This is a genomic window from Staphylococcus felis (genome assembly GCF_003012915.1).
Classification (GTDB): domain Bacteria; phylum Bacillota; class Bacilli; order Staphylococcales; family Staphylococcaceae; genus Staphylococcus; species Staphylococcus felis.
Window position 1 is genome coordinate 1,197,187 of the sequence record NZ_CP027770.1, and the last position, 26,622, is coordinate 1,223,808.

25 protein-coding genes and 1 riboswitch are annotated in these 26,622 nt (G+C 35.8%); of the genes, 19 read left to right on the plus strand and 6 right to left on the minus strand.

The genetic code is table 11. From position 1 onward, the window contains the following. Window positions 1-191 precede the first annotated feature (191 nt). The 6 genes from C7J90_RS05460 (at window position 192) to C7J90_RS05485 (ending at window position 7,990) form a co-directional block, all read left to right on the plus strand. The gene (locus C7J90_RS05460; RefSeq protein ID WP_103209552.1) at window positions 192-1,499 is read left to right on the plus strand and encodes a YjiH family protein; all 1,308 of its coding nucleotides are present in this window, start codon (window positions 192-194) and stop codon (window positions 1,497-1,499) included. Between the two features lie 18 nt (window positions 1,500-1,517). Continuing rightward, on the plus strand, window positions 1,518-3,185 hold the full coding sequence (hutU, locus tag C7J90_RS05465) for a urocanate hydratase (protein ID WP_103209554.1): 1,668 nt from the start codon (window positions 1,518-1,520) through the stop codon (window positions 3,183-3,185). Next, complete coding sequence (gene hutI / locus C7J90_RS05470; RefSeq protein ID WP_103209556.1) at window positions 3,185-4,423, plus strand: imidazolonepropionase; 1,239 nt, start codon at window positions 3,185-3,187, stop codon at window positions 4,421-4,423. Before hutU ends, hutI begins: the two co-directional genes overlap by 1 nt. A 238-nt stretch (window positions 4,424-4,661) precedes the next feature. After that, a complete protein-coding gene (locus tag C7J90_RS05475; RefSeq protein ID WP_106465107.1) occupies window positions 4,662-5,789 on the plus strand; it encodes an amidohydrolase in 1,128 nt (375 codons plus the stop codon). Window positions 5,790-5,843: 54 nt separating this feature from the next. After that, a riboswitch (SAM riboswitch) is annotated at window positions 5,844-5,951 on the plus strand. Window positions 5,952-6,056: 105 nt separating this feature from the next. Continuing rightward, complete coding sequence (locus C7J90_RS05480) at window positions 6,057-7,355, plus strand: Na+/H+ antiporter NhaC family protein (RefSeq protein WP_232332059.1); 1,299 nt, start codon at window positions 6,057-6,059, stop codon at window positions 7,353-7,355. Window positions 7,356-7,534: 179 nt separating this feature from the next. Continuing rightward, window positions 7,535-7,990, plus strand: coding sequence for an SRPBCC family protein (locus tag C7J90_RS05485; RefSeq protein WP_103209563.1), 456 nt, complete (start codon window positions 7,535-7,537; stop codon window positions 7,988-7,990). A 106-nt stretch (window positions 7,991-8,096) separates the two neighbouring features. On the opposite strand, the gene C7J90_RS05490 is transcribed toward C7J90_RS05485, so the two are convergent. Then, window positions 8,097-8,627 (minus strand): hypothetical protein, encoded by a 531-nt coding sequence (locus tag C7J90_RS05490; protein WP_103209560.1) that lies wholly within the window; start codon window positions 8,625-8,627, stop codon window positions 8,097-8,099. A 238-nt stretch (window positions 8,628-8,865) separates the two neighbouring features. Between C7J90_RS05490 and C7J90_RS05495 the strand changes: the two genes are divergently transcribed. The 4 genes from C7J90_RS05495 (at window position 8,866) to C7J90_RS05510 (ending at window position 11,875) form a co-directional block, all read left to right on the plus strand. After that, complete coding sequence (locus tag C7J90_RS05495; protein ID WP_103209339.1) at window positions 8,866-9,810, plus strand: bile acid:sodium symporter family protein; 945 nt, start codon at window positions 8,866-8,868, stop codon at window positions 9,808-9,810. 171 nt (window positions 9,811-9,981) lie between these two features. After that, the gene (locus tag C7J90_RS05500; protein WP_103209337.1) at window positions 9,982-10,254 is read left to right on the plus strand and encodes a hypothetical protein; all 273 of its coding nucleotides are present in this window, start codon (window positions 9,982-9,984) and stop codon (window positions 10,252-10,254) included. A gap of 86 nt (window positions 10,255-10,340) precedes the next feature. Continuing rightward, entirely contained in the window at window positions 10,341-11,174 is an 834-nt protein-coding gene (locus C7J90_RS05505; RefSeq protein ID WP_103209336.1) for a VOC family protein, read from the plus strand. A 65-nt stretch (window positions 11,175-11,239) separates the two neighbouring features. Beyond that, window positions 11,240-11,875, plus strand: a complete 636-nt coding sequence (locus tag C7J90_RS05510) for an HAD-IA family hydrolase (RefSeq protein ID WP_103209334.1) — start codon at window positions 11,240-11,242, stop codon at window positions 11,873-11,875. Window positions 11,876-12,159: 284 nt separating this feature from the next. Here the strand turns inward: C7J90_RS05510 and C7J90_RS05520 are convergent, their stop codons facing one another. The 3 genes from C7J90_RS05520 to C7J90_RS05530 all read right to left on the minus strand — a co-directional run bounded on the left by C7J90_RS05520 (window position 12,160) and on the right by C7J90_RS05530 (window position 13,645). Further along, window positions 12,160-12,342, minus strand: coding sequence for a hypothetical protein (locus tag C7J90_RS05520; RefSeq protein WP_103209330.1), 183 nt, complete (start codon window positions 12,340-12,342; stop codon window positions 12,160-12,162). A 4-nt stretch (window positions 12,343-12,346) separates the two neighbouring features. Further along, window positions 12,347-12,682 carry a hypothetical protein gene (locus tag C7J90_RS05525; RefSeq protein WP_103209329.1) on the minus strand — a complete coding sequence of 112 codons (336 nt, stop codon included), beginning with the start codon at window positions 12,680-12,682 and terminating at the stop codon, window positions 12,347-12,349. Between the two features lie 117 nt (window positions 12,683-12,799). Then, window positions 12,800-13,645, minus strand: a complete 846-nt coding sequence (locus C7J90_RS05530) for a formate/nitrite transporter family protein (protein WP_103209327.1) — start codon at window positions 13,643-13,645, stop codon at window positions 12,800-12,802. A gap of 330 nt (window positions 13,646-13,975) precedes the next feature. On the opposite strand from C7J90_RS05530, the gene C7J90_RS05535 reads away from it, so the two are divergent. Continuing rightward, window positions 13,976-15,364 (plus strand): amino acid permease, encoded by a 1,389-nt coding sequence (locus C7J90_RS05535; RefSeq protein WP_103209326.1) that lies wholly within the window; start codon window positions 13,976-13,978, stop codon window positions 15,362-15,364. A gap of 80 nt (window positions 15,365-15,444) precedes the next feature. On the opposite strand, the gene C7J90_RS05540 is transcribed toward C7J90_RS05535, so the two are convergent. Then, entirely contained in the window at window positions 15,445-15,801 is a 357-nt protein-coding gene (locus C7J90_RS05540; RefSeq protein ID WP_103209324.1) for a hypothetical protein, read from the minus strand. A 144-nt stretch (window positions 15,802-15,945) separates the two neighbouring features. Here C7J90_RS05540 and C7J90_RS05545 point away from each other — a divergent pair, with 144 nt between their 5' ends. Next, the gene (locus C7J90_RS05545) at window positions 15,946-16,689 is read left to right on the plus strand and encodes a CPBP family intramembrane glutamic endopeptidase (RefSeq protein WP_103209323.1); all 744 of its coding nucleotides are present in this window, start codon (window positions 15,946-15,948) and stop codon (window positions 16,687-16,689) included. Window positions 16,690-16,794: 105 nt separating this feature from the next. Here C7J90_RS05545 and C7J90_RS05550 read toward each other — a convergent pair whose 3' ends face one another. Next, window positions 16,795-17,481, minus strand: coding sequence for a helix-turn-helix transcriptional regulator (locus C7J90_RS05550; protein WP_103209321.1), 687 nt, complete (start codon window positions 17,479-17,481; stop codon window positions 16,795-16,797). Between the two features lie 446 nt (window positions 17,482-17,927). Here C7J90_RS05550 and C7J90_RS05555 point away from each other — a divergent pair, with 446 nt between their 5' ends. The 7 genes from C7J90_RS05555 (at window position 17,928) to C7J90_RS05585 (ending at window position 26,534) form a co-directional block, all read left to right on the plus strand. Next, window positions 17,928-18,725, plus strand: coding sequence for an inositol monophosphatase family protein (locus C7J90_RS05555; RefSeq protein WP_103209320.1), 798 nt, complete (start codon window positions 17,928-17,930; stop codon window positions 18,723-18,725). Window positions 18,726-19,021: 296 nt separating this feature from the next. Further along, the gene (locus tag C7J90_RS05560; RefSeq protein WP_167388989.1) at window positions 19,022-19,936 is read left to right on the plus strand and encodes an LCP family glycopolymer transferase; all 915 of its coding nucleotides are present in this window, start codon (window positions 19,022-19,024) and stop codon (window positions 19,934-19,936) included. A 644-nt stretch (window positions 19,937-20,580) separates the two neighbouring features. Next, on the plus strand, window positions 20,581-21,276 hold the full coding sequence (locus C7J90_RS05565) for a DUF969 domain-containing protein (protein WP_103209316.1): 696 nt from the start codon (window positions 20,581-20,583) through the stop codon (window positions 21,274-21,276). After that, entirely contained in the window at window positions 21,269-22,195 is a 927-nt protein-coding gene (locus C7J90_RS05570; protein WP_103209314.1) for a DUF979 domain-containing protein, read from the plus strand. Before C7J90_RS05565 ends, C7J90_RS05570 begins: the two co-directional genes overlap by 8 nt. Window positions 22,196-22,212: 17 nt before the next feature. After that, window positions 22,213-22,854 carry a pyroglutamyl-peptidase I gene (gene pcp / locus C7J90_RS05575; RefSeq protein ID WP_103209312.1) on the plus strand — a complete coding sequence of 214 codons (642 nt, stop codon included), beginning with the start codon at window positions 22,213-22,215 and terminating at the stop codon, window positions 22,852-22,854. Window positions 22,855-23,133: 279 nt separating this feature from the next. Continuing rightward, window positions 23,134-26,070: a formate dehydrogenase subunit alpha gene (fdhF, locus tag C7J90_RS05580; protein ID WP_103209309.1), complete on the plus strand. Its 2,937-nt coding sequence runs from the start codon at window positions 23,134-23,136 to the stop codon at window positions 26,068-26,070. Next, a complete protein-coding gene (locus C7J90_RS05585; RefSeq protein WP_103209306.1) occupies window positions 26,070-26,534 on the plus strand; it encodes a helical membrane plugin domain-containing protein in 465 nt (154 codons plus the stop codon). The genes fdhF and C7J90_RS05585 overlap by 1 nt, the downstream gene beginning before the upstream one ends. The last annotated feature ends 88 nt before the right edge of the window (window positions 26,535-26,622 follow it).

Consider the following 26,622-nt stretch of genomic DNA (forward strand, 5'->3'; position numbering starts at 1 on the left):
ATAGCATAGCATAATATAATGAAGTTGTTGATAAGTACTGTCGACATTTAAGCAAAGGTCATTCCATTAAGCTATATTGCAAAAGTAGGGGGTAAATTATCAGTTTATTCTGATTTTAAGAGGTGGACAAGAGCTATATTTTACTTTTGAACGATATCAAAAGTAATGGATTTAACAAAGGGGGGGATGATATGTCACAGCATGATGTTCTTAAAGGGAGAAATATGTGGCAGTTTTGGCTTTATAGCACTATAGGTATTATTTGTTTTTTTATTCCTGTCACTATAAATGGAAATCACACGATCATAGTAGATCATGTTCATTTAGCATTTAGACGTTTATTAGGTTCAGCCATGCCTTACTTAGCATTGGTGATGATGATATGCGGTGCTACTATACCAATAGTAAGGAGTGAGTATAAAAAATCTTTAATGGATTTAATCATTGTGATATTTAAAGGGTTAGGCGCCATTATCGGTATTATGTACGTTTTTAGAATAGGGCCCCAAATATTATTTGATCCAAATTATGGTCCATTTTTATTTGATAAATTGATGTTGCCATTAAGTGTGTTGATTCCAATAGGAGCGATAGCGCTGTCTTTACTTGTTGGGTATGGGCTTTTGGAGTTCATAGGTGTATTGATGGAGCCTATTATGAGACCTATTTTTAAAACACCGGGAAAATCTGCGGTTGATGCGGTAGCTTCTTTTGTAGGAAGTTATTCATTGGGATTGTTGATTACAAATCGTGTATATCGAGATGGTATGTATAACAAAAAAGAAGCGGTTATTATTGCAACAGGATTTTCTACAGTGTCCGCAACATTTATGGTTATTATCGCGCGCACTTTAGAGTTGATGGAACATTGGAATTTATATTTTTGGACTTGTTTGTTAATTACTTTTGTAGTGACTGCAATTTCAGCCCATCTTCCACCAATTTCACTGGAGTCAACAGAATACTATAATCAGCAAGAAGGGCAAAAAGAAGTCATTATTCAAGGGAATCGATTGAAGGCTGCTTGGAATGAAGCAAAGCGACAGTCACATCAGTCACTCCCTCTTTTTAGAAATATTGGAATGAATGTAAAAGATGGATTGGAGATGACACTTGCAATTTTGCCATCGATTTTGTCTATTGGCTTTTTAGGGTTGATATTAGCCAACCATACGCCAATAATCGATTGGTTAAGTTACATATTTTATCCAGTCATTTATATGTTTCCTATTTCAGATCAAGCATTACTCGCAAAAGCTTCTGCAATTTCAGTAATTGAAATGTTTTTACCATCATTACTTGTTGCTAAAACTGCGATTCAAGTTAAATTTGTAGTTGCGATAACGAGTGTATCAGCCATTATTTTCTTTTCAGCATTGGTACCTTGTATTTTGGCAACAGAAATTAAAATTCCCATTTGGAAATTAATAATAATATGGTTTATTCGTGTCACATTAACTTTATTAATTACAATTCCAATCAGTTTATTACTTTTTTAATCAAAGGAGATGGATAAGATGTCTAGAGAAATTAAAGCAAAAAGGGGTTTAGAAATTGAGTGTAAAGGTTGGGAACAAGAGGCTGTTTTAAGGATGTTATATAATAATTTAGATCCAGAGGTGGCTGAGCACCCTGATAAACTTGTTGTATATGGTGGTATCGGTAAGGCGGCACGTAACTGGGAAGCATTTGATGCAATTGTAGATACATTACGCCGATTAGAAAAAGATGAAACGATGCTTGTACAATCAGGCAAACCTGTGGCTGTTTTCAAAACACATGAAGAAGCCCCACGTGTTTTAATTTCAAACTCTGTGCTTGTACCGAAATGGGCAAATTGGGAACATTTCCACGAACTTGATCAAAAAGGTTTAATGATGTATGGCCAAATGACTGCAGGAAGTTGGATTTATATTGGTTCACAAGGTATTGTCCAAGGTACATATGAAACATTTGCTGAACTTGCCAATCAGCATTTTAATGGTTCATTAAAAGGGACAATAACGCTCACTGCTGGGCTGGGCGGTATGGGTGGTGCGCAACCTCTTGCAGTAACGATGAACGAAGGGGTTGTTATTGGTGTGGATGTTGATCCATCAAGAATTGAGAAACGTATTGAAACGCGTTATTGTGACATGATCACAGATTCCCTTGACGAAGCACTTGAAAAAGCAGAAGAAGCTAAAAATAAAGGTGAAGCTTTGTCAATCGGATTAGTTGGAAATGCTGCTGAGGTGCATCATGAAATTTTGAAACGTGATTTTAAGATTGACATCGTGACTGATCAAACGTCTGCACATGATCCACTTAATGGTTATGTACCGGAAAATTATACTTTAGAAGAAGCAGAAAAGTTACGTCAAGATCATCCAGATGAGTATGTTAAGCTGTCTAAACAATCTATGAAAAAGCATGTCGATGCGATGTTGCAATTCCAAAAGAAAGGTGCAGTTGCATTTGATTATGGTAATAACATCCGTCAAGTTGCATTTGATGAAGGATTGGAGAATGCGTTTGATTTTCCAGGTTTTGTACCAGCATATATTCGTCCGTTATTTTGTGAAGGGAAAGGACCATTCCGTTTTGCAGCATTATCTGGAGACCCAAAAGATATTGAACGTGCAGATCAATTGATGAGAGAATTATTCCCAGAGGATGAAAAGTTAAATCGTTGGTTAGATATGGCAAGTGAAAAAATTGCATTTCAAGGTTTACCATCACGTATTGCGTGGTTAGGATATGGGGAACGCGCGAAAATGGGCGTAGCGTTGAATGAACTCGTACGGAAAGGTGAAATTTCAGCCCCAATTGTTATCGGTCGAGATCATTTAGATTCAGGTTCTGTTGCGTCTCCAAATCGCGAGACAGAATCAATGAAGGATGGTTCTGATGCTGTAGGTGATTGGGCCATTTTAAATGCATTAATCAATACTGCAGCAGGTGGATCATGGATTTCTGTTCATCATGGTGGTGGTGTTGGTATGGGTTATTCTTTACATGCTGGGTTAGTTGTTGTGGCTGATGGATCAGAGCGAGCTGAAAAACGATTGAAGCGCGTATTAACGACAGATCCGGGTATGGGAGTAGTGAGACATGCTGATGCAGGTTATGATATTGCAATTGAGACTGCGAAAGAAAAAGGTGTCGATATTCCAATGATTACAGGTAAAGGTGATGAAAAATAATGAATGATTTAATAATCCAAAATATTAAAGCGTTAGTTTTACCTCAGTCCACTGATCGTCCGTTGAAAGGTAAAGCGCTAGATGAATTAACAGTCATTGAAAATGGAACAGTTGTTGTGAAAGATGGTAAAATTGTTTATTCTGGTGAATACACTGAAGACTATGTAGCGAAAGAAACGATTGATGCAACAGATAGAGTAGTTTCTCCAGCACTTGTAGATGCACATACACATTTAGTGCATGGCGGTTCACGGGAGCACGAAATGACATTAAAACGTCAAGGAGTGTCTTATTTAGAAATTCTTGAGCAAGGCGGGGGTATACTCTCAACGGTTGAGTCAACACGAAATGCCACTGAAGATGAGCTGTTTGAAAAAGCAGAACATGATTTACTCACAATGATTCATCACGGTGTATTAGCCGTAGAGAGTAAAAGTGGCTATGGTTTAGATAAAGAAAATGAGCTTAAACAATTACGTGTGTCACGACGTTTGCAAGAAAAGTATAACTTAGAGATGCGTCATACTTTCCTTGGACCACACGCTGTACCAAAGGAAGCTGAATCTAATGAACAATTTTTACAAGATATGATTGACCTACTCCCAGAAGTTAAAACATTAGCTGATTTTGCGGATATATTCTGTGAAAAAGGTGTCTTTACAATAGAAGAGTCAAAACGATATATGCAAGCTGCTAAAGCAGAAGGATTCAAAGTCAAAATCCACGCAGACGAAATTGATCCTTTAGGTGGTTTGGGACTTGCAATTGATGAAGAGGCTATTTCAGCGGATCATTTAGTCGCATCAAGTGAAGAGGATAAAAAGAAACTTAAAGCATCTGATACCGTGGCAGTATTATTACCAGGTACAACATTCTACTTAGGTAAAGAATCTTATGCTGATGCTAGAGGAATGATTGATAATGGTGGTGCAATCGCTATTGCGACTGATTTCAATCCGGGAAGTTGTGTCACAAACAATTTGCAAATGGTTATGGCCATTGCTGCACTTAAGTTAAAATTATCACCAAATGAAATCTGGAATGCTGTGACGGTTAACGCAGCAAAAGCAATTGATGTAGATGCAGGAACGATAAATGCAGGAGATAAGGCGAATATTGTTATTTGGCATGCACCTAATCATGAATACATTCCATATCATTATGGCATTAACCATGTTGAAAAGGTCATTAAAGATGGTCAATTATATGTTAATCGAGATCTGTCAATTTTATCGTAAATAACACGACACATATCAAAGAACTGAAGCATGTTGAAGCAAATTGCGCTTTGACAACGTTCAGTTCTTTTATTATTCAACTTATTCATAATTCAATCGTCGTTTTACATTAATTAAATGACATAACAATCTTAAAAAGGTTTGATATCTATCAATAGAGGGAGATGTGAAGGTAATAACAGTTTTGATACAATAATAGATATGAAAGGCGTATGTTTTGATGAGAGGATGAGGCGAAATGACTAATTTAACGGATCAATTAATAGAATGGCGGAGAATATTCCACGAAAACCCAGAAGTATCGCTTGAAGAATATGAGACGACAAAACGTATTCGTAAAATTTTGGAAGATTATCATATCAAAATAATAGATGTGCCATTAGAGACAGGTTTAATTGCTGAAATTGGACAAGGCGATACATTGTTAGCTGTTAGAACGGATATTGATGCATTACCTATTAAAGAACAAACAGAACTTGCATTTAAATCGAAAAATAATGGAGCGATGCATGCATGTGGTCATGATATTCATATGGCTGCTGTATTAGGTACAGCAGTTTTACTCAAAAAAGAAGAACAACAGCTGAATGGCCGTGTACGTTTGATATTTCAAGCCGCTGAAGAAATCGGATATGGTGCAGCAAAGGTAGCTGAATCACGTGTGTTAGATGGTGCAAAAGCAATTATCGGTTTTCATAACGATCCATCACTCAAAGTAGGAGAATGGCGGGCAAAATCAGGGTATATGACGTCAAATGTTGATCGTTTTGAGATAGAAATTGAAGGGGTTGGTGCACATGCTGCGATGCCCCAAGACGGCAATGACCCGAATATTGTTGTTGCGCAAGTTATCTTAAGTTTGCAAACGATTGTAAGTCGGAATATAGCGCCATACGAAGAAGCGGTAGTATCAATTGGGCGTATCGAAAGTGGACATACATGGAATGTCATCCCTCAAAGTGCGAGACTTGAAGGTACTGTTCGCTCATTAGATGCCAATGTGAGGGATACAATTGAACACCGCATGTATGAAATTTGTGACGGTATTGCAAAACAATATGGCCTTGAAGTTAAATTAAATTATCAACGTATAACGCAATCCGTTTATAATGACGCACATTTACAGCAGATTGCATATGAGATTGCGCAATCGGTTGGATATGATGTTGATGTTTTGCCACGCGCCTTAACCATTGGAGAGGACTTTTCAGGGTATCAAGGTGTAGCACCTGTACATTTTGCAATGATTGGTTCAGAGAGTGGATATGCGTTACATCATCCTCAATATAATCCGAATGAGGCCATACTAGACAAGGTTCCAGATTATTTTGTGTCATTTGTAAAACGATTATTACAAGATGCATAAAGGCGTTGACGTGATGTATAAATTCCTGTACAGTTTAACAGTACAATCAAATACTTCATATCAAGAGAAGTGGAGGGACTGGCCCGTCGATACTTCGGCAACATGAAATGCGTGTGCCAATTCCAGAAGTGACTTAATATCATGTATCACTAAAGATAAGAAGTTATAAAACCATAACATCGGTTGAGATCATCACTTTTTTGGATGGAAGAAGAGCACATCTATCCGTGAAGTTATTGATCTCAATTTTTTATAAGGAGTAATTATATGTCAATTCAGAAAGAGAATGAAAAAGGACATTCATGGGGGCTAATCCCTTTAATTGTATTTATAGGCATCTTTTTAGGGTCAGGTATCGTGACACAAGATTTTACCTTTATGCCACTTAATGTTGCTGCCATCATAGGTGTCATTGTCGCTTTAATGATGAAGCCTAAAGAAAAATGGACACATAAGGTGGAAGTTTTTGCGCAAAAAGCAGGGCATCCCAATATTGTACTAATGATGTTGATATTTATTTTGGCCGGTGCTTTTTCTAAAACGGCTGAAGCAATGGGAGGCGTTTCATCTATCGTTAATTTAGGCCTGTCGCTTATTCCCCAAAACTTTTTGATTGTAGGTATCTTTTTAATCTGTATGTTTATATCTATTTCAATGGGAACGTCTGTCGGTACTGTCGCTGCAATTGCACCTGTCGGCTTTGGTATTAGTGAGGCGACTGACATACCTGCTGCGTTGGCAATGGCTACTGTCGTTGGTGGAGCGATGTTTGGGGACAATTTGTCGATGATTTCTGATACAACGATTGCTGCAGTTCGTACTCAGCACACCAAAATGAGTGATAAATTCAAAGTGAACTTCCGTATCGTACTGCCCGGGGCTATTGTGACATTAGTGATTTTGTGGTGGTTAACGTATAATAGTCATATTGATCAAACACATGAATATGACTTTGAATTTATCAAGGTCATTCCATATTTGTTCGTATTAATTCTAGCCATTATAGGGGTTAACGTCATTCTTGTATTACTTGGTGGTATAGCACTGTCAGGAATCATCGGTATGTTGTATCAAGATTTCAAATTAGCTGGCTTTCTAAAAGCAGCTTCAGAAGGAATCGTTGCAATGGAAGATATTGCAATGATTGCATTATTGATTGGAGGTATGATTGGTCTTGTTGAATATTATGGGGGTATAACATGGTTGCTCAATTTTGTGGAAAATCGGATTCGTTCTCGTCGTGGTGCGGAGTTTGGTATTGCTGGACTTGTCAGTGTTGCTGATATTTCGACGGCGAATAATACAATCTCAATCATTATGACAGGACCCCTCGCTAAAGATATTGCGAAAGAATATGATATCGATCCAAGAAAGTCTGCAAGTATTTTGGATATTTTTGGTAGTGCTTTTCAAGGTTTTATTCCATATAGTCCTCAATTGATAGCTGCAGCAGGTGTAGCAGGTATTTCTCCTGTGATGTTGCTACCTTATTCCATATATCCAGTCATGCTTGCATTATGTGGTGTTATCTCGATTATATTCGGCTGGCCAAAACTAAAGCGTTAACTTAATTTTATGACAAAAATAAACATTTGAGATGATATCGTAGAATATAAGTTAAAATCTTATCATCCCAAAATATTCCATTTTGCGATACAATATTTATAGTAGCATTTAATTAAAGTGAGGTGGAGTCAGTGCAACATTTACAAAATGAGTGGGTCGAAATTAATATTGTACGACTTATGAAAACAATGCCAAGCGAAGTTTATGAGGCATGGTTGGATCCTGAACAATTACGATTATGGTTTATGACCTCACAACGTACGAATCAATCAGTACGAACTGATCGAACTGAGGGCGGACATTATGAAGTTGTAGATAGTCGAAATGGTAAAGTCATTCGAATCATTGGGACTTACGAGACTTTAATACCTGATGAACAAATCATCAAAACGATTCAAATGCCTGATTTTAGTGAAGATGTTGATCAGATTGAAGTCTACTTTGAAGAACGTAGCCCAGGCATTACTGAAATGACATTTAAGTATCGAGGTATTGTACGTAAAGAACGAAGGTTAACCCATTTAGAATATAAGCAAAAGAAAAAAGAATATCATGATCATACAGCACACGGTTTCGAACTTATGTTTGACAAACTTCAAACCCAACTTGAATCAGAAAAACACAACTCAATATAAAAATTGGGAAATGGACATCCTAGTCGACCATTAGATATGACTTTATCGGTTTTTTGATAGAAAAAGTCGCATCTCTTGGCTCACTTTGTGCCATTTCCCTTTTTATTTAACTTGATAGTGAATGCTTGTTATAGCTACGTAATGGAGAACCAACTTGATATATATCAACATGGCAAATCGCTAAAGATTGGACTAAATCCATAAAAATTTCTGGAGAAGTTGTTACCTTTAAAGCGTGATGACTCAAACTATACTGAATTTCTTTTCCTTTAAAACCATTTAAAATATCAATCACTTTATCTTTAATAAATAAGTCGCTTAAACCATCAATAGTCATTTCGAAATGCTTGTCAATAGCTGTATGAATGGGTTCAAATGCTAACAAATGTTCATATTTCGTTAATACTATGTCACGGAATAAATAATTATGGAAACTTAAAAAGCTAATCAAATAGGGTAATGCTTTTTTAGGAAGATGAACACGTAAAATATAAACATGTTTTACTTTAGTGAATTCAAAGTTAAAGTGAAAGTGTGTATTCAACTGATTTAATAATTTGCATAATTGTCGGCGTCTAAAGTAATGGTTGATTTGGTGAATATGTAAAGTATAGGACTCTAATTTATCAATAATCATTATAATTCCTCTTTTAAAAGTTTTCTTGAATATATTTTATCACTCAAGCTTAAAAAAGCAGTCAGACTTAAGATGGAATTCTTGAAAAGGTGTTGTAAGTCTAGAATTATTTCTTAAATGCAAGTAAAACACATCAATAAAAAATTAAATATGTAAATAAAATAGGTTAAGTGCTATTGATTAAGATGATGAAACGTGTTAATATTCAGATTATTAAGAAAACTGGGGGTGTTTATAGATGTTACATACAATGAGTCAGTTTGCATCTAGAACGTTTGTGCTATGGATGCTTCTTGTAAGTGTGATAGCTTTTTTATTACCTAATGTATTTATAGGATTTGGACCATTTATACCTTATTTACTAGGGATAGTTATGCTCGGAATGGGTCTCACGATTAAAATGGAGGACTTTAAATTAATCCTAAAACAACCTAAGCCTGTAATCATAGGGGTTATTTTACAATATACGATCATGCCATTACTGGCTTATAGTATAGCGAAGGGATTCCAGTTGCCTACAGAGGTTGCAATAGGTGTTATGCTCGTTGGATGTTGTCCAGGTGGAACATCAAGTAATATTGTATCCTATTTAGCAAAGGCGAATGTTGCTTTGTCTGTCACAGTTACATCAGTTTCTACATTAATTTCACCGATACTTACACCATCACTCATGTATGTTTTTGCAAATCAATGGATGGATGTTTCGTTTATGAGTCTTTTCACTTCTGTGATTAAAGTGGTGATTGTGCCAATCATAATTGGATTAGTTATTCAGAAACTATTTAAAAAAGCATCTGATACGAGTGAAGATATCTTACCTATTATTTCAGTTGTAGCCATTTCAGTTATTTTAGGTGCAGTCATTGCAGGGAGTAAGAATATGATTTTTGAAACAGGACTTCTTATTTTCTTAGTCGTTATTTTACATAATGTGTTGGGATACCTCATTGGTTATATTTTAGCTCATGTATTTCGATTAAGTGATGGAGATAAAAAGGCCATTTCTATCGAAGTTGGCATGCAAAATTCAGGTTTAGCTGCATCTTTAGCAACAGTTCACTTCAATCCATTAGCTGCATTGCCAGGTGCTGTATTTAGTTTTATACATTGCATTAGTGGTCCATTACTTGCCAAAATATGGACTTCTCAATTATTTAGAAAATCACAAAAAGAAACGTTCTAGCTATTTACCATTATATAGAGACTCATATTACTTAAAAGATTCCTAAAGTCATTAATAGGCTGTAGGAATCTTTTTTATTATGTATTTTACAATTAAGTTAGGTTATGCGAAAATATAATTTAAACTAAAGGAATTTTACTGTAACAGTTAAAAATAAAAGGGGAAATCAACATGATTAAAGTACTCAACCATTATTTTATTACACTCACATTATTGGTTACGATGCTGATTTTATCGGTGGGTTTTTTAACGCATTTTAATCATGATGTGCGTTTAATTGCATCTCTAACAATCATTGTAACATTGCTTAATTTTGCGCTTGAAACGAAATTGAAAAATTCGAACTGGTCAGAATCAAAACAACATTTTATAAAGACAGTGGTCTTTCCGATTAATATTTTGATTATCGGGGTTATTTGTTTAATTTATTTCCAACTCTTATAGCGCAATTGGTTATAAGCAAAGAAGTTGCAACATATCGGTATAAAAAATATACTAACATTATCAATACTGCTCTAGGAGGAAACGTTATGAATAATGTTATTGGACATCACCATATTTCAATGTATACGAAAGATGTTGCTCAAAATAAAGCGTTTTATATGGATGTTTTAGGTTTAAAGCTGGTTAAAGAAACAGTCAATCAAGATGACGATCATATGGTTCACTTATTTTATGGAGATAACGAAAGTTCAATTGGAACATTGCTTACTTTTTTTGAGATTCCGAATGCGGGTATGATGCGTAAAGGAACAAATATGATTGCGCGTATTGGCTTATTAGTAAGAGATGAAGCGGCTATCGACTATTTTGAAGATCGTCTGAAAAAACATGTGAATCATATTGAAAAAGGAACGTACTTAGGTCATACAACGCTCTATTTTGATGATCCAGAGACACTTTCATTTGTGATGATTGCAAATAATGGTGCTAAGTTACCTGAAGGGGTTGGAAACCCTACGAATAGTGACATCCCTGAAGCCTACCAAATTTTAGGTATGGGACCTATTGAAATACACGTCCAAGATGACGAAAAAACAAAAGTATATTTAACTGAGCAATTGGGCTTTCAACCGAAAAAAGATGATGAATTAGATGTTTTTACTTTAGATAAAGAGGGCTTATTTACTGATATCGTAGTTGTCAAAAAAGAAGGGCCGAATGTTCGACCGGGAAGAGGATATGTACATCATCATGCTTTTGCAACACAAGACGATAAGCATCTTACAAATTTAATCAAACTTCATGATGATATGCCAGGTAAACATTCTGGAATGATCGATCGCAAGTGGTTTAAATCATTATACTATCGCCAAAACAAAATTATGTTTGAATTTGCAACAGTAGGGCCTGGATTTGAATAACGACGTGAATTGATTCATAAGTTTTGATACACTGTATTTAAATGGCATCAGAGGAGGCATCACTTATGTATCGAGCGGTTATTTTTGATTTTGATGGGACAGTTATAGATACTGAACAACATCTATTTGAAATTATCAACCAAAATCTTACTAAGGAAGGGCACGAACCAGTAGCAATTGATTTCTTTCGTTCTAATATTGGGGGTAGAGCACTGCCACTACATCACCACTTAATGGATTTGGTAGGAGAAGCGCGTGTATTGGAAATCTATCATGAACATCACACAACAGCTGCTGACTTATCTTTACGACCAGGTGTTCTAGAATTAATCCAATCACTTCATCAAAGACATATTCCAATAGGTATCGCATCAAGTAGCTCTAGAGATAATGTGAAAGCATTAGTTCAAAAGTTAGATCTAGAGAAGTATATTTCGGTAATCAAAGGTCGCGAAGACGTAGAAGAGGTTAAACCCGCACCAGATTTATATCTAGCTGCAGTACAAGCATTGCATTTTAATCCTACGCATTGTTTGGCTATTGAAGATTCTATCAAAGGTGCTACAGCAGCAATTAACGCTGGGCTTGATGTTATTGTTAATACAAACTTGATGACAGAGGTGAGTGACTTTTCAGACTTGCCTTTAATTGCGCAAGATATTGATTTAACAACAGTAATGAAGACTTATTTTAATGGGTGACATATGATGAGTGTTGAGATGATATTATTCTTTATTGTTGCGCCCCTGATTATTTTATTTGGAAATCTCGTATTAGCGCCAAAGTTTCAAAGACATATTCCTATGCGTGTGCATCTGACCTCGGCGATAATAGGCGTGATATTATATGGTATTGCTGCTATAATTGTTTATTACTTTTTATTACAAGGGAAAATCTAATCTATTAAATCAAAAAGACTGAGACGAAAGGAATAACCATATCGTTTCAGTCTTTTTAATGTCTAAAGTATACCGTAGTGACAGTCTTATATTAAAAAGTATAATGCAAAAATAATAAGAACTAATAAAATGGCATCAACACCAACCATTAATTTGTATCGTGTGTTTGGTTCGCCTGTTTTATTTGTCTTATAAGCCATATACACATTTGGAATAAAGCTAATGAGTAAAATGACGATAATCAATATACCTATAGTGGTAGTATTCATAGGTTCAAACTCCTTTATTGATGTCACGCAAATAACCTATTGCTAATCCGACCAATAAGCCGACACTCACACCTACTATTGCCATATCAAATACGATGCCAATCAACATACCTGTAATGACAGAAATGATAATTGGAAGGCCATATTGCATTTTACGTTTCTCTGTACTTAATAATGTAAAAACCACACCATATAAAAGAAAGAAGGTAACAGATAACAATAGGGACTTCAATCCTAATTGCAATAGAGATGAAGGATGATTCATCCAATTCATAAAAAAGAATAGAATCCCTAATAAGATTGCAATGAATAGTCCTTTATAAAGTCGTTGTTTTGCCATAAGTGACTCCTTTTGATGTAATCCACTTCATTATAACATAGATAGAGGTGTAAGGCGGCAGGACTGGATGACTAATCTGTTAAAGGTATTAGTTATCAGTATTTTGACATTCAAGACTTAATCGTTCGGGTCTATTCCTTTTTTGATAGCTTTAAACTGACCGTGATCATTTAAGTAAGCATAGAAAAGACCAATGACTAGTCCTCCTCCGATATAGTTGCCAATAAAAGCAAAGGCGATATTTTTGATTAAATGTCCAAGTTGTAGTGCCGAAACGTTATAATACAGCATTCCTATAAAAAGACATGCATTGTAGACAACGTGTTCGTATCCCATAAATGCAAATATCGTAACGCCAAACATCATGACAAACATTTTAGCTAAAACGTCATTGATTTGCATGGCGATGACTAAAGAAATATTAATAAAGAAATTCGCAAAAATTGCACGTACTAATATGTTATGAAATGAAAATGTTACAGATTTTGTATGGACACTCTCACTTAGTAATTGAATCATTTCAGGTGTCATAACATTTGTCAGTCGCATTAATCCGAATAATAACAAAGCGCCTAAAGCATTACCTAAGAAACATAAAAGAAAGATTTTTAGCACACGACTCGGGTGAATGAGTCGATAATAAAGCCCTACTGTAAAGTACATAAAGTTACTCGTTAATAACTCAGAATTTGTAAAAAGGATGAGAACAAGCGCGAAACTAAAGGCTATAGAGCCTAACATATTGACCAAACCTGGTGGAATATCAGGTGAAAAAGTTGTTTTGACCATTAAAACAAATACAGAAATGATACTAATAATAAAACCGGCCATCATGGCACGCATTAAATAACGTTTTAAATAAAAACTTTGCAGTACGTCTTTTTTTTGAATCGTATCAATAATATTTGCCACCCAAGCTCTTCCATAAAAGATACTATCCCATTTAATATTTTTATTTTCCATAATTACACAATTTCCTTTCTCCAATATCATCTTTATTATAGAGAGGTTCATTGAATATGTGAAGTTATTCACAACTTTAAAATTTACAAATCTGTGACATCCTATAAAATAGTTAGAGATAGCCCAACAAAACACCATGATAAAGGAATGAAGTCTAATAAATTTTTAATAGTTCATTATATAATATTTTATAACGAGCAACCTATATATCGAGAAAACGTTTACATTTTTCGAAAAAAAGCTAGTATTCTTTACGAAATATAGTATAATAACGCCATAAACATAATAAATGTTTTGACTAGGGGTTTTATAGGAGATGGAGGAAGATCTATGGAAGGTAATGAATTACAAAGAGGGCTGAGCTCTCGTCAGATCCAAATGATTGCACTAGGAGGCACTATAGGTGTCGGATTATTTATGGGAGCTTCAAGTACGATAGCTTGGACGGGGCCGTCAGTTATATTTGCGTATTTAGTAGCGGGTCTATTTTTATTTTTAATTATGCGCGCAATGGGTGAAATGGTGTATTTATATCCAACAACGGGTTCGTTTGCAAATTATGCAACCGATTATCTTCATCCAGTCGCAGGATATATAACGGCTTGGGCAAATATATTCCAATGGATTGTCGTTGGGATGGCCGAAGTTATAGCTGTTGGAGAATACATGAAATATTGGTGGCCAGAGTTACCATCATGGATTCCGGGGATTTTCGTGATTCTTATTTTAACAGCTGCAAACGCTGTATCTGTTAAAGCATTTGGAGAGTTTGAATTCTGGTTTGCAATGATCAAAATTGTCACAATTATCTTAATGATTGTAGCAGGATTTGGATTGATTTTCTTCGGATTAGGGAACGGAGGAAATCCAATAGGACTGAGTAATTTAACAGAACATGGCGGTTTTATGCCAAATGGTTGGCTAGGGTTTTTCTTTGCATTGTCCATTGTTATTGGTTCTTATCAAGGGGTTGAATTGATAGGGATTACAGCTGGGGAAACTAAAAACCCGCAACACAATATTAAAAAGGCAGTAAACGGCGTTATCTGGCGTATTCTTATTTTCTATATTGGTGCGATTTTCGTTATTGTAACAGTTTATCCATGGGATGGTCTACAAGAATTAGGTAGCCCATTCGTAGCTACTTTTGCGAAAGTTGGGATTACAATTGCAGCAGGTTTAATTAACTTTGTTGTGATTACAGCAGCGATGTCTGGTTGTAATTCAGGTATCTTTAGCTCAAGTCGAATGATTTATACGCTTGCACAAAACGGGCAGTTACCTAAGATTTTTACAAAAGTCATGAAAAATGGTGTACCATTCTACACAGTATTGGCAGTTTCAACCGGTATTTTTATAGGTGTTATTTTAAACATCGTATTACCTATGATTATCGAAGGATCAGAAAGTATTTTCGTATATGTGTATAGTGCTTCAATTTTACCAGGGATGATTCCGTGGTTTATGATTTTATTCAGTCACATTCAGTTTAGACGTAAGTTCCCTGAAAAAGTGGAAGGACACCCATTTAAAATGCCGCTTGCACCATTCACAAACTATATGACAATTCTATTTTTAATCATTGTATTATTAGGAATGTTAATTAATGGCGAGACGCGCGTTTCAGTAATTATTGGATTTTTATTCTTAGGATTTATGGGCGTATTTTTCTTTATGCGTGGTTACCACAAACGAAACAAAGAAGATTTAAAATTATAAAACACCTAAAAAACAGCGAGCAGTCTAATCAGATTGTTCGCTGCTTTTTTATTAAAATAATGATCAATGAGGAAGTTGAATCATCGTGTTTTGATTGCGTAAAGAGAGAGTTGATGTTGCGCTATCATAATAACATCAATATAGCCTTGATTCACTAAAGATTGGTTACCAAAATCTACGCGAATTAAAGGAGAACGCATGAGATTGTCTAAGCAATCATAATAGGCATTGTAGGCAGGAAAAGGTATAGTCGATAAAGTATCTGGATTTGGGAGATCTTTATAAAAAATAGAGACTTGTGTTTGAAGTTTGTCTAAATATGTCTCACTTTCAGCCTTATCAATGCGGTAGTGAAGGTCAAAGGCAGTAGCGTATTGAAGTAATTCATTTAAATGTTTGACGGCTTGAGTCTGAGTAGGAAATTTGTGCTGATTCATTGTTGTCATCCTTTCAGTAAATATAATATATTATATTATAGCACAGATTTTCAAATGGAATTCATCACTTTAGCCATGAATATGGAATCGTTTTAGTCTGATAATGCTATTGCGAAAACAACTATAGAAAGGAATCGAATGAAAATGACGCAATACAGATGGAAAGATATCGCATGGAGAGATTTATGGTTAATCCCCATTTTTATTATCTCTCAACTCATATTAGGAATGTTAGTACCTGTGATTTACTTTTTTATGACAGGATCAATTGAGGTGTTTACTGATGAAGGTTTAGTGTTTAATGATACGATAACCTATCTTATCGAAATCGTTAGCCTTGTGAGTTATATCATTGTAGTGATTAGTTTTTGGTTATTACACTTCAAATCAATGAAACAGCGCTTTAAATTAGGTATACAAGGGATAAAAGATTATTGGAAATGGATTGTAGTTGCTTATTTGATTGCTATGGCCGCTAGTCAAGCATACGGATGGATTAAAGAATTTTTACCTGAGAAGTTCCAGTATGGGACTCCACAAAATGAAATGTTAGTCAGTGAAATGATTCATAATTTAGCATTATTACCAGTAAGCTTTTTATTTATTGCCGTATTTGCACCAATAGTTGAAGAAATCATTTTTAGACATATTTTGATTGGGGAATTAGGGAAAAAGCTGAACTTTAAAGTAATGGCTGTGATTTCTGTAATAATATTTGCGGCATTTCATGTTACGAATGCGAGTTCACCTTTTGAGATTGTGGACTATCTTATTATCGCGATACCACTTGTGTGGCTCTATCTTAAAAGTAACCGTAATCTTGGTGTTACAATTGGATTTCACATCTTAAATAACTTTTTAGCGTTTGTGCTGGAGTTACTCTTATAAATGAGTCAAAATATATAATGTATTATGAAAAGAAAAGACAGTGACCAAAGGGGTTCCGCGTTTGGTTACTGTCTTTTCATATGTCATAAACTTGATTCCGCAAAACTACTTTTTTAAGTAGTGCGTAAAATTATCCAATGTAATATCAGTTGTGTTAATAGATTTATGAAATGAATAAGAGATATCTTCTATTGATGCAATATCAATATAACTTGTAAAGCCGCCACCAATGTGGAATACGACAGCTTGCCAGTGGTTATTTTCACAAATGATGCCTATAAATACAATATTTGCAAATGTAGTTTGGCCATTATTTAATTGGTAGTCAATGCCCATTACTTTTCGTTCTTGACAATAAATGAATATATCTTCAAAGAATTTCGGCAGTGTGGGAGTCGTATTAGGTTGAATTTTAATATAATCGTTTTGCTGTTTTAATCGACGCTTTAATGTAGAACTAGGTTGACGCGATAGCTTAAGTTGAATGGCTTTCAGTTCTTCTTGATACGGGAGAGCTGAAAGGGATTGTCGCTCTTTCAAGATAAGATAGAGTGCTTGTGCTTCATGTTCAGATAAATCTAAATGAATCCTTTGGTTATCCGGTTGTAGTTCGTAACCGCCATTTTTGCCAGTGTGTGCTAAAATTCTTATCCCTTTATTTTCAAGCTCTTGGATATCACGCAATATTGTCCGTTTCGATACGTTAAGTTCATCTGAAAGTTCATGTGCTGTCAAATAATGATGCGCTTGAAGCATTTCGATTAACTTGCATTGACGTGTTTCTTTTTTCATAATTATCCACCTCAATATACAAGGAATATATAATTATTATAGCATATAGGCATAGTAAACATTGTATGATAACAGTTTGAGGATATGTATGCTCTATCAAAAGCGAGATATTTAGATGTTAATTGTCAGTATTATTTTAAAAGAAAAATCAAAAACTTTTAAGAAAGCGTTTACAAATAGAGAAAGTATGTGCTACAATGAATTTAGTTGCTAGAGGGGGATGGTACAATATCTATTCAAATGAGGGGTAGCTATCATTTTGGTAGTAATGTTTGGATCATGATCAGTTGTACTAGTTCTAGTTTTAACATCTTCAATATTTATGACTTACTTTCCTTTCTATACCGGTTGACTTTAGGTCAGCCGGTTTTTGTTTGGAATTTAGATTGTTGGCTTATGGGCTAATAGGTATAATGAAGTTAAGACTAAGTAAAGAGGTGAATAAGATGATATCAGAAGAGCAGTTACATACTATAGATAATCATATTCATGACTGGCTGAAAGGTTTAGATGAGTTAATGCCTTCACTGATTTCAGACTTAAAGACTGATACTAAAAGTAGTCGTTTTGATCTTGTCACTAATGTAGATGAAACGATAGAAGCGCGCTTTGAAACATTTCTTAAAACCCATTACCCAGATCATCAATTATACGGTGAAGAGTTTCACCATCAAACGGATACATTAAAAACTGGACACACATGGGTAATTGACCCAATTGATGGAACTGCAAACCTTGTGAAGCAACTGAATGACTTTTGCGTCATTTTAGGCTATTTTATTGATGGTCAGCCTGTGCTTTCATACATTTATGATTATGCGCGACAACATATTTATAAAGCGGTGCGCGGTTATGGTGCATTTGTCAATGGAGTGAAAATTGAACCAGCTGTATCTAAGCCGCTCAAGGATATGATTGTGTCTTTTAATAATAAAGTAATGAATGATCAAACGATTCATGCATTATTAGATCAATCATTTGGATATCGTCTAATTGGAGCATGTGGTTTAGACTCAATACGTGTCATTACTGGTCAATTTGGCGCGCATATCCATACCAATGCTAAACCATGGGATATTGGTGCACAATTTTTGTTTGCACATGAGCTTGGTTTGAAAATGACGAACTTTAAACGAGAAGGGATTGATTTTACTCAAGGAGGTCCCTTTATTATAAGTAATCCAGGATGCTATGACGAAATTTTAGATATTTTAAACAGTGATGGCGGATATCAAAAAGTGTAACTTGCGTCTAAAGACTGATTGAATCTATTAAAAATAGTAATACAATGAGTGTAATGTAAGTGGGGCCAATAGGTCATTAAAAAGAGTGTTAACTGATACAGCATAAGATTTACACGTGTTGGTATAGGGACGTTCAAGTAGAGCCTATATTTATTAATGAAGTCATCGATGTTCCATACTATTGGCTAGTAGTTACTTATAAAGACGAAGCGAATGCGTTATTTAAGCTTTATCTGAAACAGAACGGAGTGAAATATTTGGAATACAAAAGAATAAAGAAGCGTAGAAATCCGATTATGAAAGCTTTATTATGGATTGTCGGTATTTTATTTGTATTAGCGATAATTGCAGTTGCATATTTAGCTTTTAAAATATTTGCAGTAGGTGGTGCTATTCATAACCCTCTAAATCGTGAGCACTCTGAATTAAGATCGGGTCAAGTTGATTTAAATAAAGGAGAGCCGTTTTCAATTGCGTTATTCGGTATTGATTCCGATGCTAAGCGTCAAAGTGAAGGTGGCGGTGAACGAAGTGACACGATTATGTTACTATCAGTCAATCCTAAAAATAAAACAACTGAAATGATTAGTATTCCACGTGATACGCAAGCTGAAATAGTGGGACGTGGAACGACTGAAAAAATTAATCATGCCTATGCGTATGGCGGCCCTGAAATGGCAGTGAAGTCACTTGAAAAGTTGATGGATGTGCCCGTGGATCATTATGCTACAGTTGATATGGACGGACTAAAACAAACGATAGATACAGTTGGTGGTATCGACGTAGTCAGTAATGCAACGTTTACGGTTGATGGTCATCAATATACGCAAGGTCAACAGTCACATTTAGACGGCGAACAAGCAATGGCATTTATACGAAGTCGTAAAGAAGAAGGGGCAGGTGGCGATTTTGGTCGACAAGAGCGCCAACAACTCGTATTACAAGGTCTTGCTAATAAATTGACGAGTGTGTCCTCACTAACTAATTTTAATGCACTGATGAATCAATTAGGGGATAATGTCACAACAGATTTATCGTTAGGAGAGCTGAATACAGTACGTAGTCAGTATAAAGATGCCAATGATAATGTGCATCGTCACACGTTAGACGGTTCTGGTGGTATTCAAGAGGATGGACTGTACTACTTCATCCCAGACGAAGGTTATAAACAACAGTTAATTCAGATATACAAAGATAATCTTGAAATCTAAAAACGCATCATATGAAAATTCAATAGTAACAGCTATCAAAAAATAAGATTGCAAGTCAGTGTCACAACTCTTAGTAGAGTGAGTGGCACTTTTTTTGACTCTCAGTCAAATTGGACTGGTCGCATTAAATTAAGGTGTTATGCAATAATGGATTGCTTAACGCCTTTTTCGTTGTGTGATCATAAAGTCTTGAACATTAATGGCTCTTTTAATACGACATAAATCAGTAAAATTGAGTTGGTAAAACATACTTTATAACTTAGGGGTGTGAATAAATATAGCAAATTTGATTGATTCCTAAGCCGAGACTTCTGAGGCATCTTGCCGTAACCGAAAATCCATTTTAAGATTGGGTAAGTTCAATCTTAAAATGAGTTGAGGTGAGGCGCCAGAAAAGCGAGGCTTTATGGAACAATCAAATAAATGAAATTATTTATACACCAGTACGATTTACTATAGACCCCTTTTTTTGATAAAGTCATATTATTCTATCTCAGTGTGCACCATACAGTAGCCAAATCAATGACAAGATGAGTCCTCTGTAAAAATGATGTGATAAAGCAGATGAAAAGTTTGAAAATTTAAAGAAATTGCATACTTTTAATCAGAAATCATGTATGATATTTCACAAGGAGGGATAAATAATGGAATGGTTAAAACTCATAGGTATTATCATTATCATTTTAGGCTTTTATTTTAAATGGGATACGATCGGAACGGTGCTTATTGCAGCAGTAGTGACTGGGCTTGTATCCAATTTGAACCTTGTAGAGATACTTGAAACATTAGGAAAGGCATTTGTAGATAGTCGCATGGTTTCACTCTTTATATTAACGTTACCCATGGTGGGGTTAATTGAACGTTTTGGACTTAAAACACAGGCAACCCGACTTATCAATAAAATACAAGGAATCACATCTGGGAGTATTATGTCGCTCTATTTATTAATTCGTGAGTTAGCGGGTCTCGCTTCAATTCGCATAGGGGGTCATCCACAATTTGTCAGACCATTAATGAATCCGATGGTCCAAGCGGCTGCAAAAGCGAAATACAAACAAAAGTTAGACGCTAAAGATGAAGAAAAACTAAAAGCACATATCTCAGCAATGGAAAATTACGGGAACTTTTTTGGACAAAACTTATTTGTTGGCGCATCAGGTGTGTTATTGATTGTATCAACATTTGAATCATTGAATATGAATGTGACTGCTGTTCAGATTGCTTTATTTTCTGCACCAATAGCCATCATTACATTAGTGATAGGTGTGATTCGAAATGTGATATTTGATCGTAAGTTAGCGCGTAAATACGGTGTGAAAGAAGGTCGAAACAATGAGTGAGACAACCATTAATCAAATTTTAGAAGTATTTTACATATTGATTGGATTACAATTTTTTTATACTGCTTATCGTGTTTTAAAGTTTAAACAAAATGATAAGCGTGTAGGAACTGCATTGTTTTGGATGATTCTTGGTTTGATGTTCATCGTCGGACCGTATATCCCTAACTGGTTGAATGGCGTGTGTGTGCTGGCGATGGGATTATTGACGATTACCAAAAATGTTAAATTAGGAAAAGTATTAGAGGTAGATAAACAAACAGAAGAAGAAGGGGCTTCAAAGTACGGTGCAAAGCTTTTTATCCCCGCGGTAGTTTTAGCGGTAGCAGCCGTTATCATATCAACTTGGACACCTTTTGGAGGTGCGATAGGTATTGGAGCATCGTCTATTATTGCTTTAATTGCAGCATATATTGTTTTAAAACCAAAACCTAAAGTAGGGCTCTATGATAGTGATCGTCTCGTACAACAAATAGGCACAGTAGGGATATTACCACAATTTTTAGCAGCACTTGGAATATTATTTACTGTGAGTGGTGTCGGTGAAACGATATCAAAAGGGATTTCAGGTTTCTTACCTGAGGGCAACGCTTTAATCGGTTCAGCAGCTTATGTTTTAGGAATGGTCCTTTTCACAATGTTAATGGGTAATGCATTCGCAGCGTTTACAGTCATTACGGTGAGTATAGGTGTCCCATTTGTCATTGCAATTGGTGGAGACCCTGCTATTGCAGGTGCACTAGCCATGACGGGTGGATTTTGTGGTACATTATTGACACCTATGGCTGCAAATTTTAACGCATTGCCTGCAGCGCTATTGGAAATGAAAGATGAACTAGGTGTAATTAAAGCGCAAATCCCAATGGCATTGATGCTTATTATAGCTCATATTTTATTAATGTATGTATTAGCTTTTTAGTTTGAGGAGGTATTCAAATGAATATTTTAGTGACAGGTTTTGATCCGTTTGGAGGAGAGTCAGTGAACCCAGCACTTGAAGCGGTTAAACAATTACCATCAAATATTGGTGAACATCAAATTGATACGTTAGAGATTCCTACTGTATTTCATCAAAGTATCGAAGTGATTAAAATGCAATTAGCTCAAAAATACTATGATATCGTGATAGCAGTTGGTCAAGCAGGTGGACGTTCTGAAATAACACCTGAACGGGTGGCTATTAATATAGACGATGCACGTATTGCTGATAATCAAGGGCAACAACCTATTGATCAACCCATTCAACTAGAAGGAGCACCTGCGTATTTCACTCGATTACCTGTTAAGAGAATGGTAGAAGAGATGAAAAAGAATGGTATACCTGCTAGTTTATCTAATAGTGCGGGTACATTTGTATGCAATCATATTATGTATCAACTTGCTTACTTAGCAGATACAATCTATCCGACACTCAAAACAGGTTTTATACATGTTCCGTTTGCACCTGATCAAGTTGTCGATAAACCAGGAAAGCCGTCAATGTCTATTCCATTAATGACAAAAGGTTTAGAGATTGCGATTCAAACATGTATCGATCACGATACAGATATTCATGCAGCGCTAGGTACAACACACTAAATTGATAAGACTTATCACTCAGAAAAGTGGAAATTATTTTATGAAGAACTGTTAACTTATGAGGACCATATCAAAAGTTGATGGTTCTTTTTTTGATATGGTGCTTAATGTATAGATAGAGTCATCTCATTTTGAAAGTGAATCATTTAAGTTGGAAATATATTACAATATGATAATTTAGTTTCATAGGTTAACATTTTGTGTAAAAGAGTATAGAATGAAGATAACTAAGAATGCGGGGGCATCCTTAGGCATATAGAGATTATAGGGGGGATATTTATGCAGGAACATCTTGTAGTAACGTTAGATGGTAAAGATTACCTTGTTGAACCCGGCAAAAATTTATTGGCGTTTATTAAAGAGCAAAATACATTTGTACCTTCCATTTGTTATAACGATTCATTAGGCCCAATCCAAACGTGCGACACATGTGCCGTTGAAATTGACGGTCAAATTGCACGTGCTTGTGGTACAACGATCAATCGTTCAATGGTTGTCAATACTGAAGGTCAATCTGTCGAAACTTCGCAAAAAGAGGCTTTAGATCGTATATTAGAAAAGCATCAACTTTATTGTACGGTATGTGACTATAATAACGGTAATTGTGAAATTCACAATACAATGGATCAATGGGGACTTGAACATCAAACATATGAATATAAACCAAAACCTTATGACGTTGATTTTGGTCCGTTTTATCGTTATGATCCAAATCAATGTATCTTATGTGGACGATGTGTTGAAGTGTGTCAGGACGTTCAAGTCAATGAAACGTTGTCAATTGATTGGAGTCGTGAACACCCACGTGTGATTTGGGACAATGACGTATCTATTAATGACTCTTCATGTGTAGGGTGTGGACAATGTGCAACAGTTTGTCCATGTAATGCAATGATGGAAAACAACATGGTAGGTAATGCTGGATATATGACAGACATTGAACCAGGTTCTCTTGCATCAATGATTGATTTAACGAAAAAAGCTGAAACAGGATATGGCCCATTATTTGCTGTCTCAGATTCTGAAGCTGCAATGCGTGAAGAACGTATCAAAAAAACAAAAACGGTCTGTACATATTGCGGTGTGGGTTGTAGCTTTGAAGTCTGGACAAAAGATCGAGAAATATTAAAGGTTCAACCTTCTCATGATTCACCAGCGAATAAAATTTCATCATGTGTCAAAGGGAAATTCGGTTGGGATTATGTTAATTCTGAAGAACGTCTAACGAAGCCGTTGATTCGCCGTAATGGTCAATTTGAAGAAGTTGAATGGGATGAAGCAATTCCGTATGTAGCAAAACGTATGCAAGAGATTAAAGATCAATATGGCCCGAAAGCATTAACATTCATTTCGTCATCAAAAGCAACAAATGAAGAATCGTATTTAATGCAAAAATTAGCGCGCCAAGTTATTGGAACAAATAATATTGATAACTGCTCACGTTATTGTCAAGCACCAGCGACAAAAGGCTTATTCAGAACAGTTGGACATGGCGGAGACTCTGGTTCTATTGAGGATATCGGAAATGCAGAAATGGTGATTACGATTGGAACAAATACTGCAGAAGCGCATCCTGTTATTGCATCACGTATTAAACGCTCACATAAATTATTTGGTCAAAAATTGCATGTATTCGATATCCGTAAACATGAAATGGCTGATCGTGCAGATGTGTTTTACCAACCACTACCTGGTACGGATTTAGTATGGCTTTCGGCTGTGACGAAATATATCATCGACAAAGGATGGCATGCCAAATCATTTATTGATCAATGGGTGGATCATTTTGATGAATATTACCAATCACTTGAGCCTTATACAATGGAATTTGCTGAAGAGACGACAGGTATTCCGAAAGAACGCTTAATCCAATTAGCTAAAGAAATTGTCAGTGTCAATACTGTAGCAATTTGCTGGGCAATGGGAGTGACTCAGCAAGAGACAGGCTCTGATACAAGTACGGCAATCTCTAACTTATTACTTGCTACAGGAAACTATATGAAACCAGGAGCAGGATCATATCCATTACGTGGTCATAATAACGTTCAAGGCTGTTCGGATTTTGGTAGTATGCCTGATAAACTACCAGGATATTTAGGTGTACAAGATGATGAAGCTCGTGGTTGGTATGAAGAAGCATGGGGTGTTCAAATCCCTAAAGAACCAGGATATGACAATCATCAAATGATGGATCACATCCACGCTGGCGATGTGCATAGTATGTTTATTTTAGGTGAAGATACAGGGATAGTCGATTCAAATATAAACTATGTGCAAGCAGCATTAGAAAAAGTGGACTTCTTAGTTGTACAAGACGAATTTTTAACATTTACAGCGGAGTTTGCAGATGTAGTCTTACCGGCAAGTCCGTCTTTAGAGAAGGATGGCACTTTCACTAATACTGAACGTCGATTCCAGCGATTATATCAGGTATTAGAACCACTTGGCGACTCAAAACCAGACTGGCAAATCACTCAAATGATTGCTAAAGAAATGGGATATGACTGGGGCTATACACATCCATCAGAAATCATGGATGAAGCCGCTGATTTAACACCAATGTTTGCAGGTGTAAGGTATCATCGTTTGGAAGGGTATAATAGTCTACAATGGCCTGTCGATGCGGATGGAACGGATTCGCCATTATTATTTACAGAAGCATTTAACTTTGACAATGGAAAAGCGAAGTTTTATGCATTAGATTTTAATAACTTCTATAAAACAAATGAAGAGTATGACTTACATGTGAATAATGGACGTGTGCTCGAGCATTTCCATGAAGGGAATATGACGTACAAAGTGCCAGGGCTTCAATATAAAATGCCAACAGCTTTTGTGGAGATATCACCAGAACTTGCAAAAGAGCGCGGTATTCACGAAGGGGCAGCAGTGAAGTTAACTTCTGAAACAGGTGAAGCAACAGCACACGTACACATTACAGATCGAGTTAAAGGGAAGCAAATTTATCTTCCATTGAATGATAATAGTGAAGCTGCTGTAAACTATTTGACTAGTAGTGTAACGGATCCAGCTACGCATACTCCGGCATATAAATCAACATGTTGCCGTATGGAAGTACTCAGCAAACGTGGTAAATCACCACTCAATCCAACGAACTTCCGTAATCAAACACGCAATCCACAATATAGTGTAGAAGTTGAGAAAAAATGGGCAAGACGTGATTATGTCTTTCCAGGGGATCAGGTGATGAAATAATGGCTGAACGAATTTCTAAAATCAAAAAAATAGAAAAGACAGATGCACAGCTCAAAGCAGAAAGTCTCGATGAAGTCACAAGTGCAATTGCGGAAAATAAAGACAGCATTTTAAAAGCAATCGATTTAATTGGTATATTAGATGAAGCTAAAATACTTGATGCATTAAAAGGTGCGGTAAAACAACGGGGTGTCATAACAGAAAAAATCGTAACTGAACTCAATAAAGACCAATACTCAGGCATCTTGCATAATATGGGTCAAATGTTATTTTTATTAGGTTCACTTGATACAGACGAATTAAGCGTGTTATTGAACAAAGTTAATAAAGGACTTCGTGTAGCCAATCAGGCCAACCCTAATGCACGCTCGTCAGTTTCAGGATTGGTCAAAGTCTTAAAAGATGATGAAATCAATCAAAGTTTAACGTACTTCTTGAATATATTAAAAGGAATGTCACGTTAAAGCAGAATTTGAATAAACATAAGAGTAGGTATTCTAGTGAGAGAACTCACGGCAATACCTACTCTTTTTTTGGTGATTATCATTACTC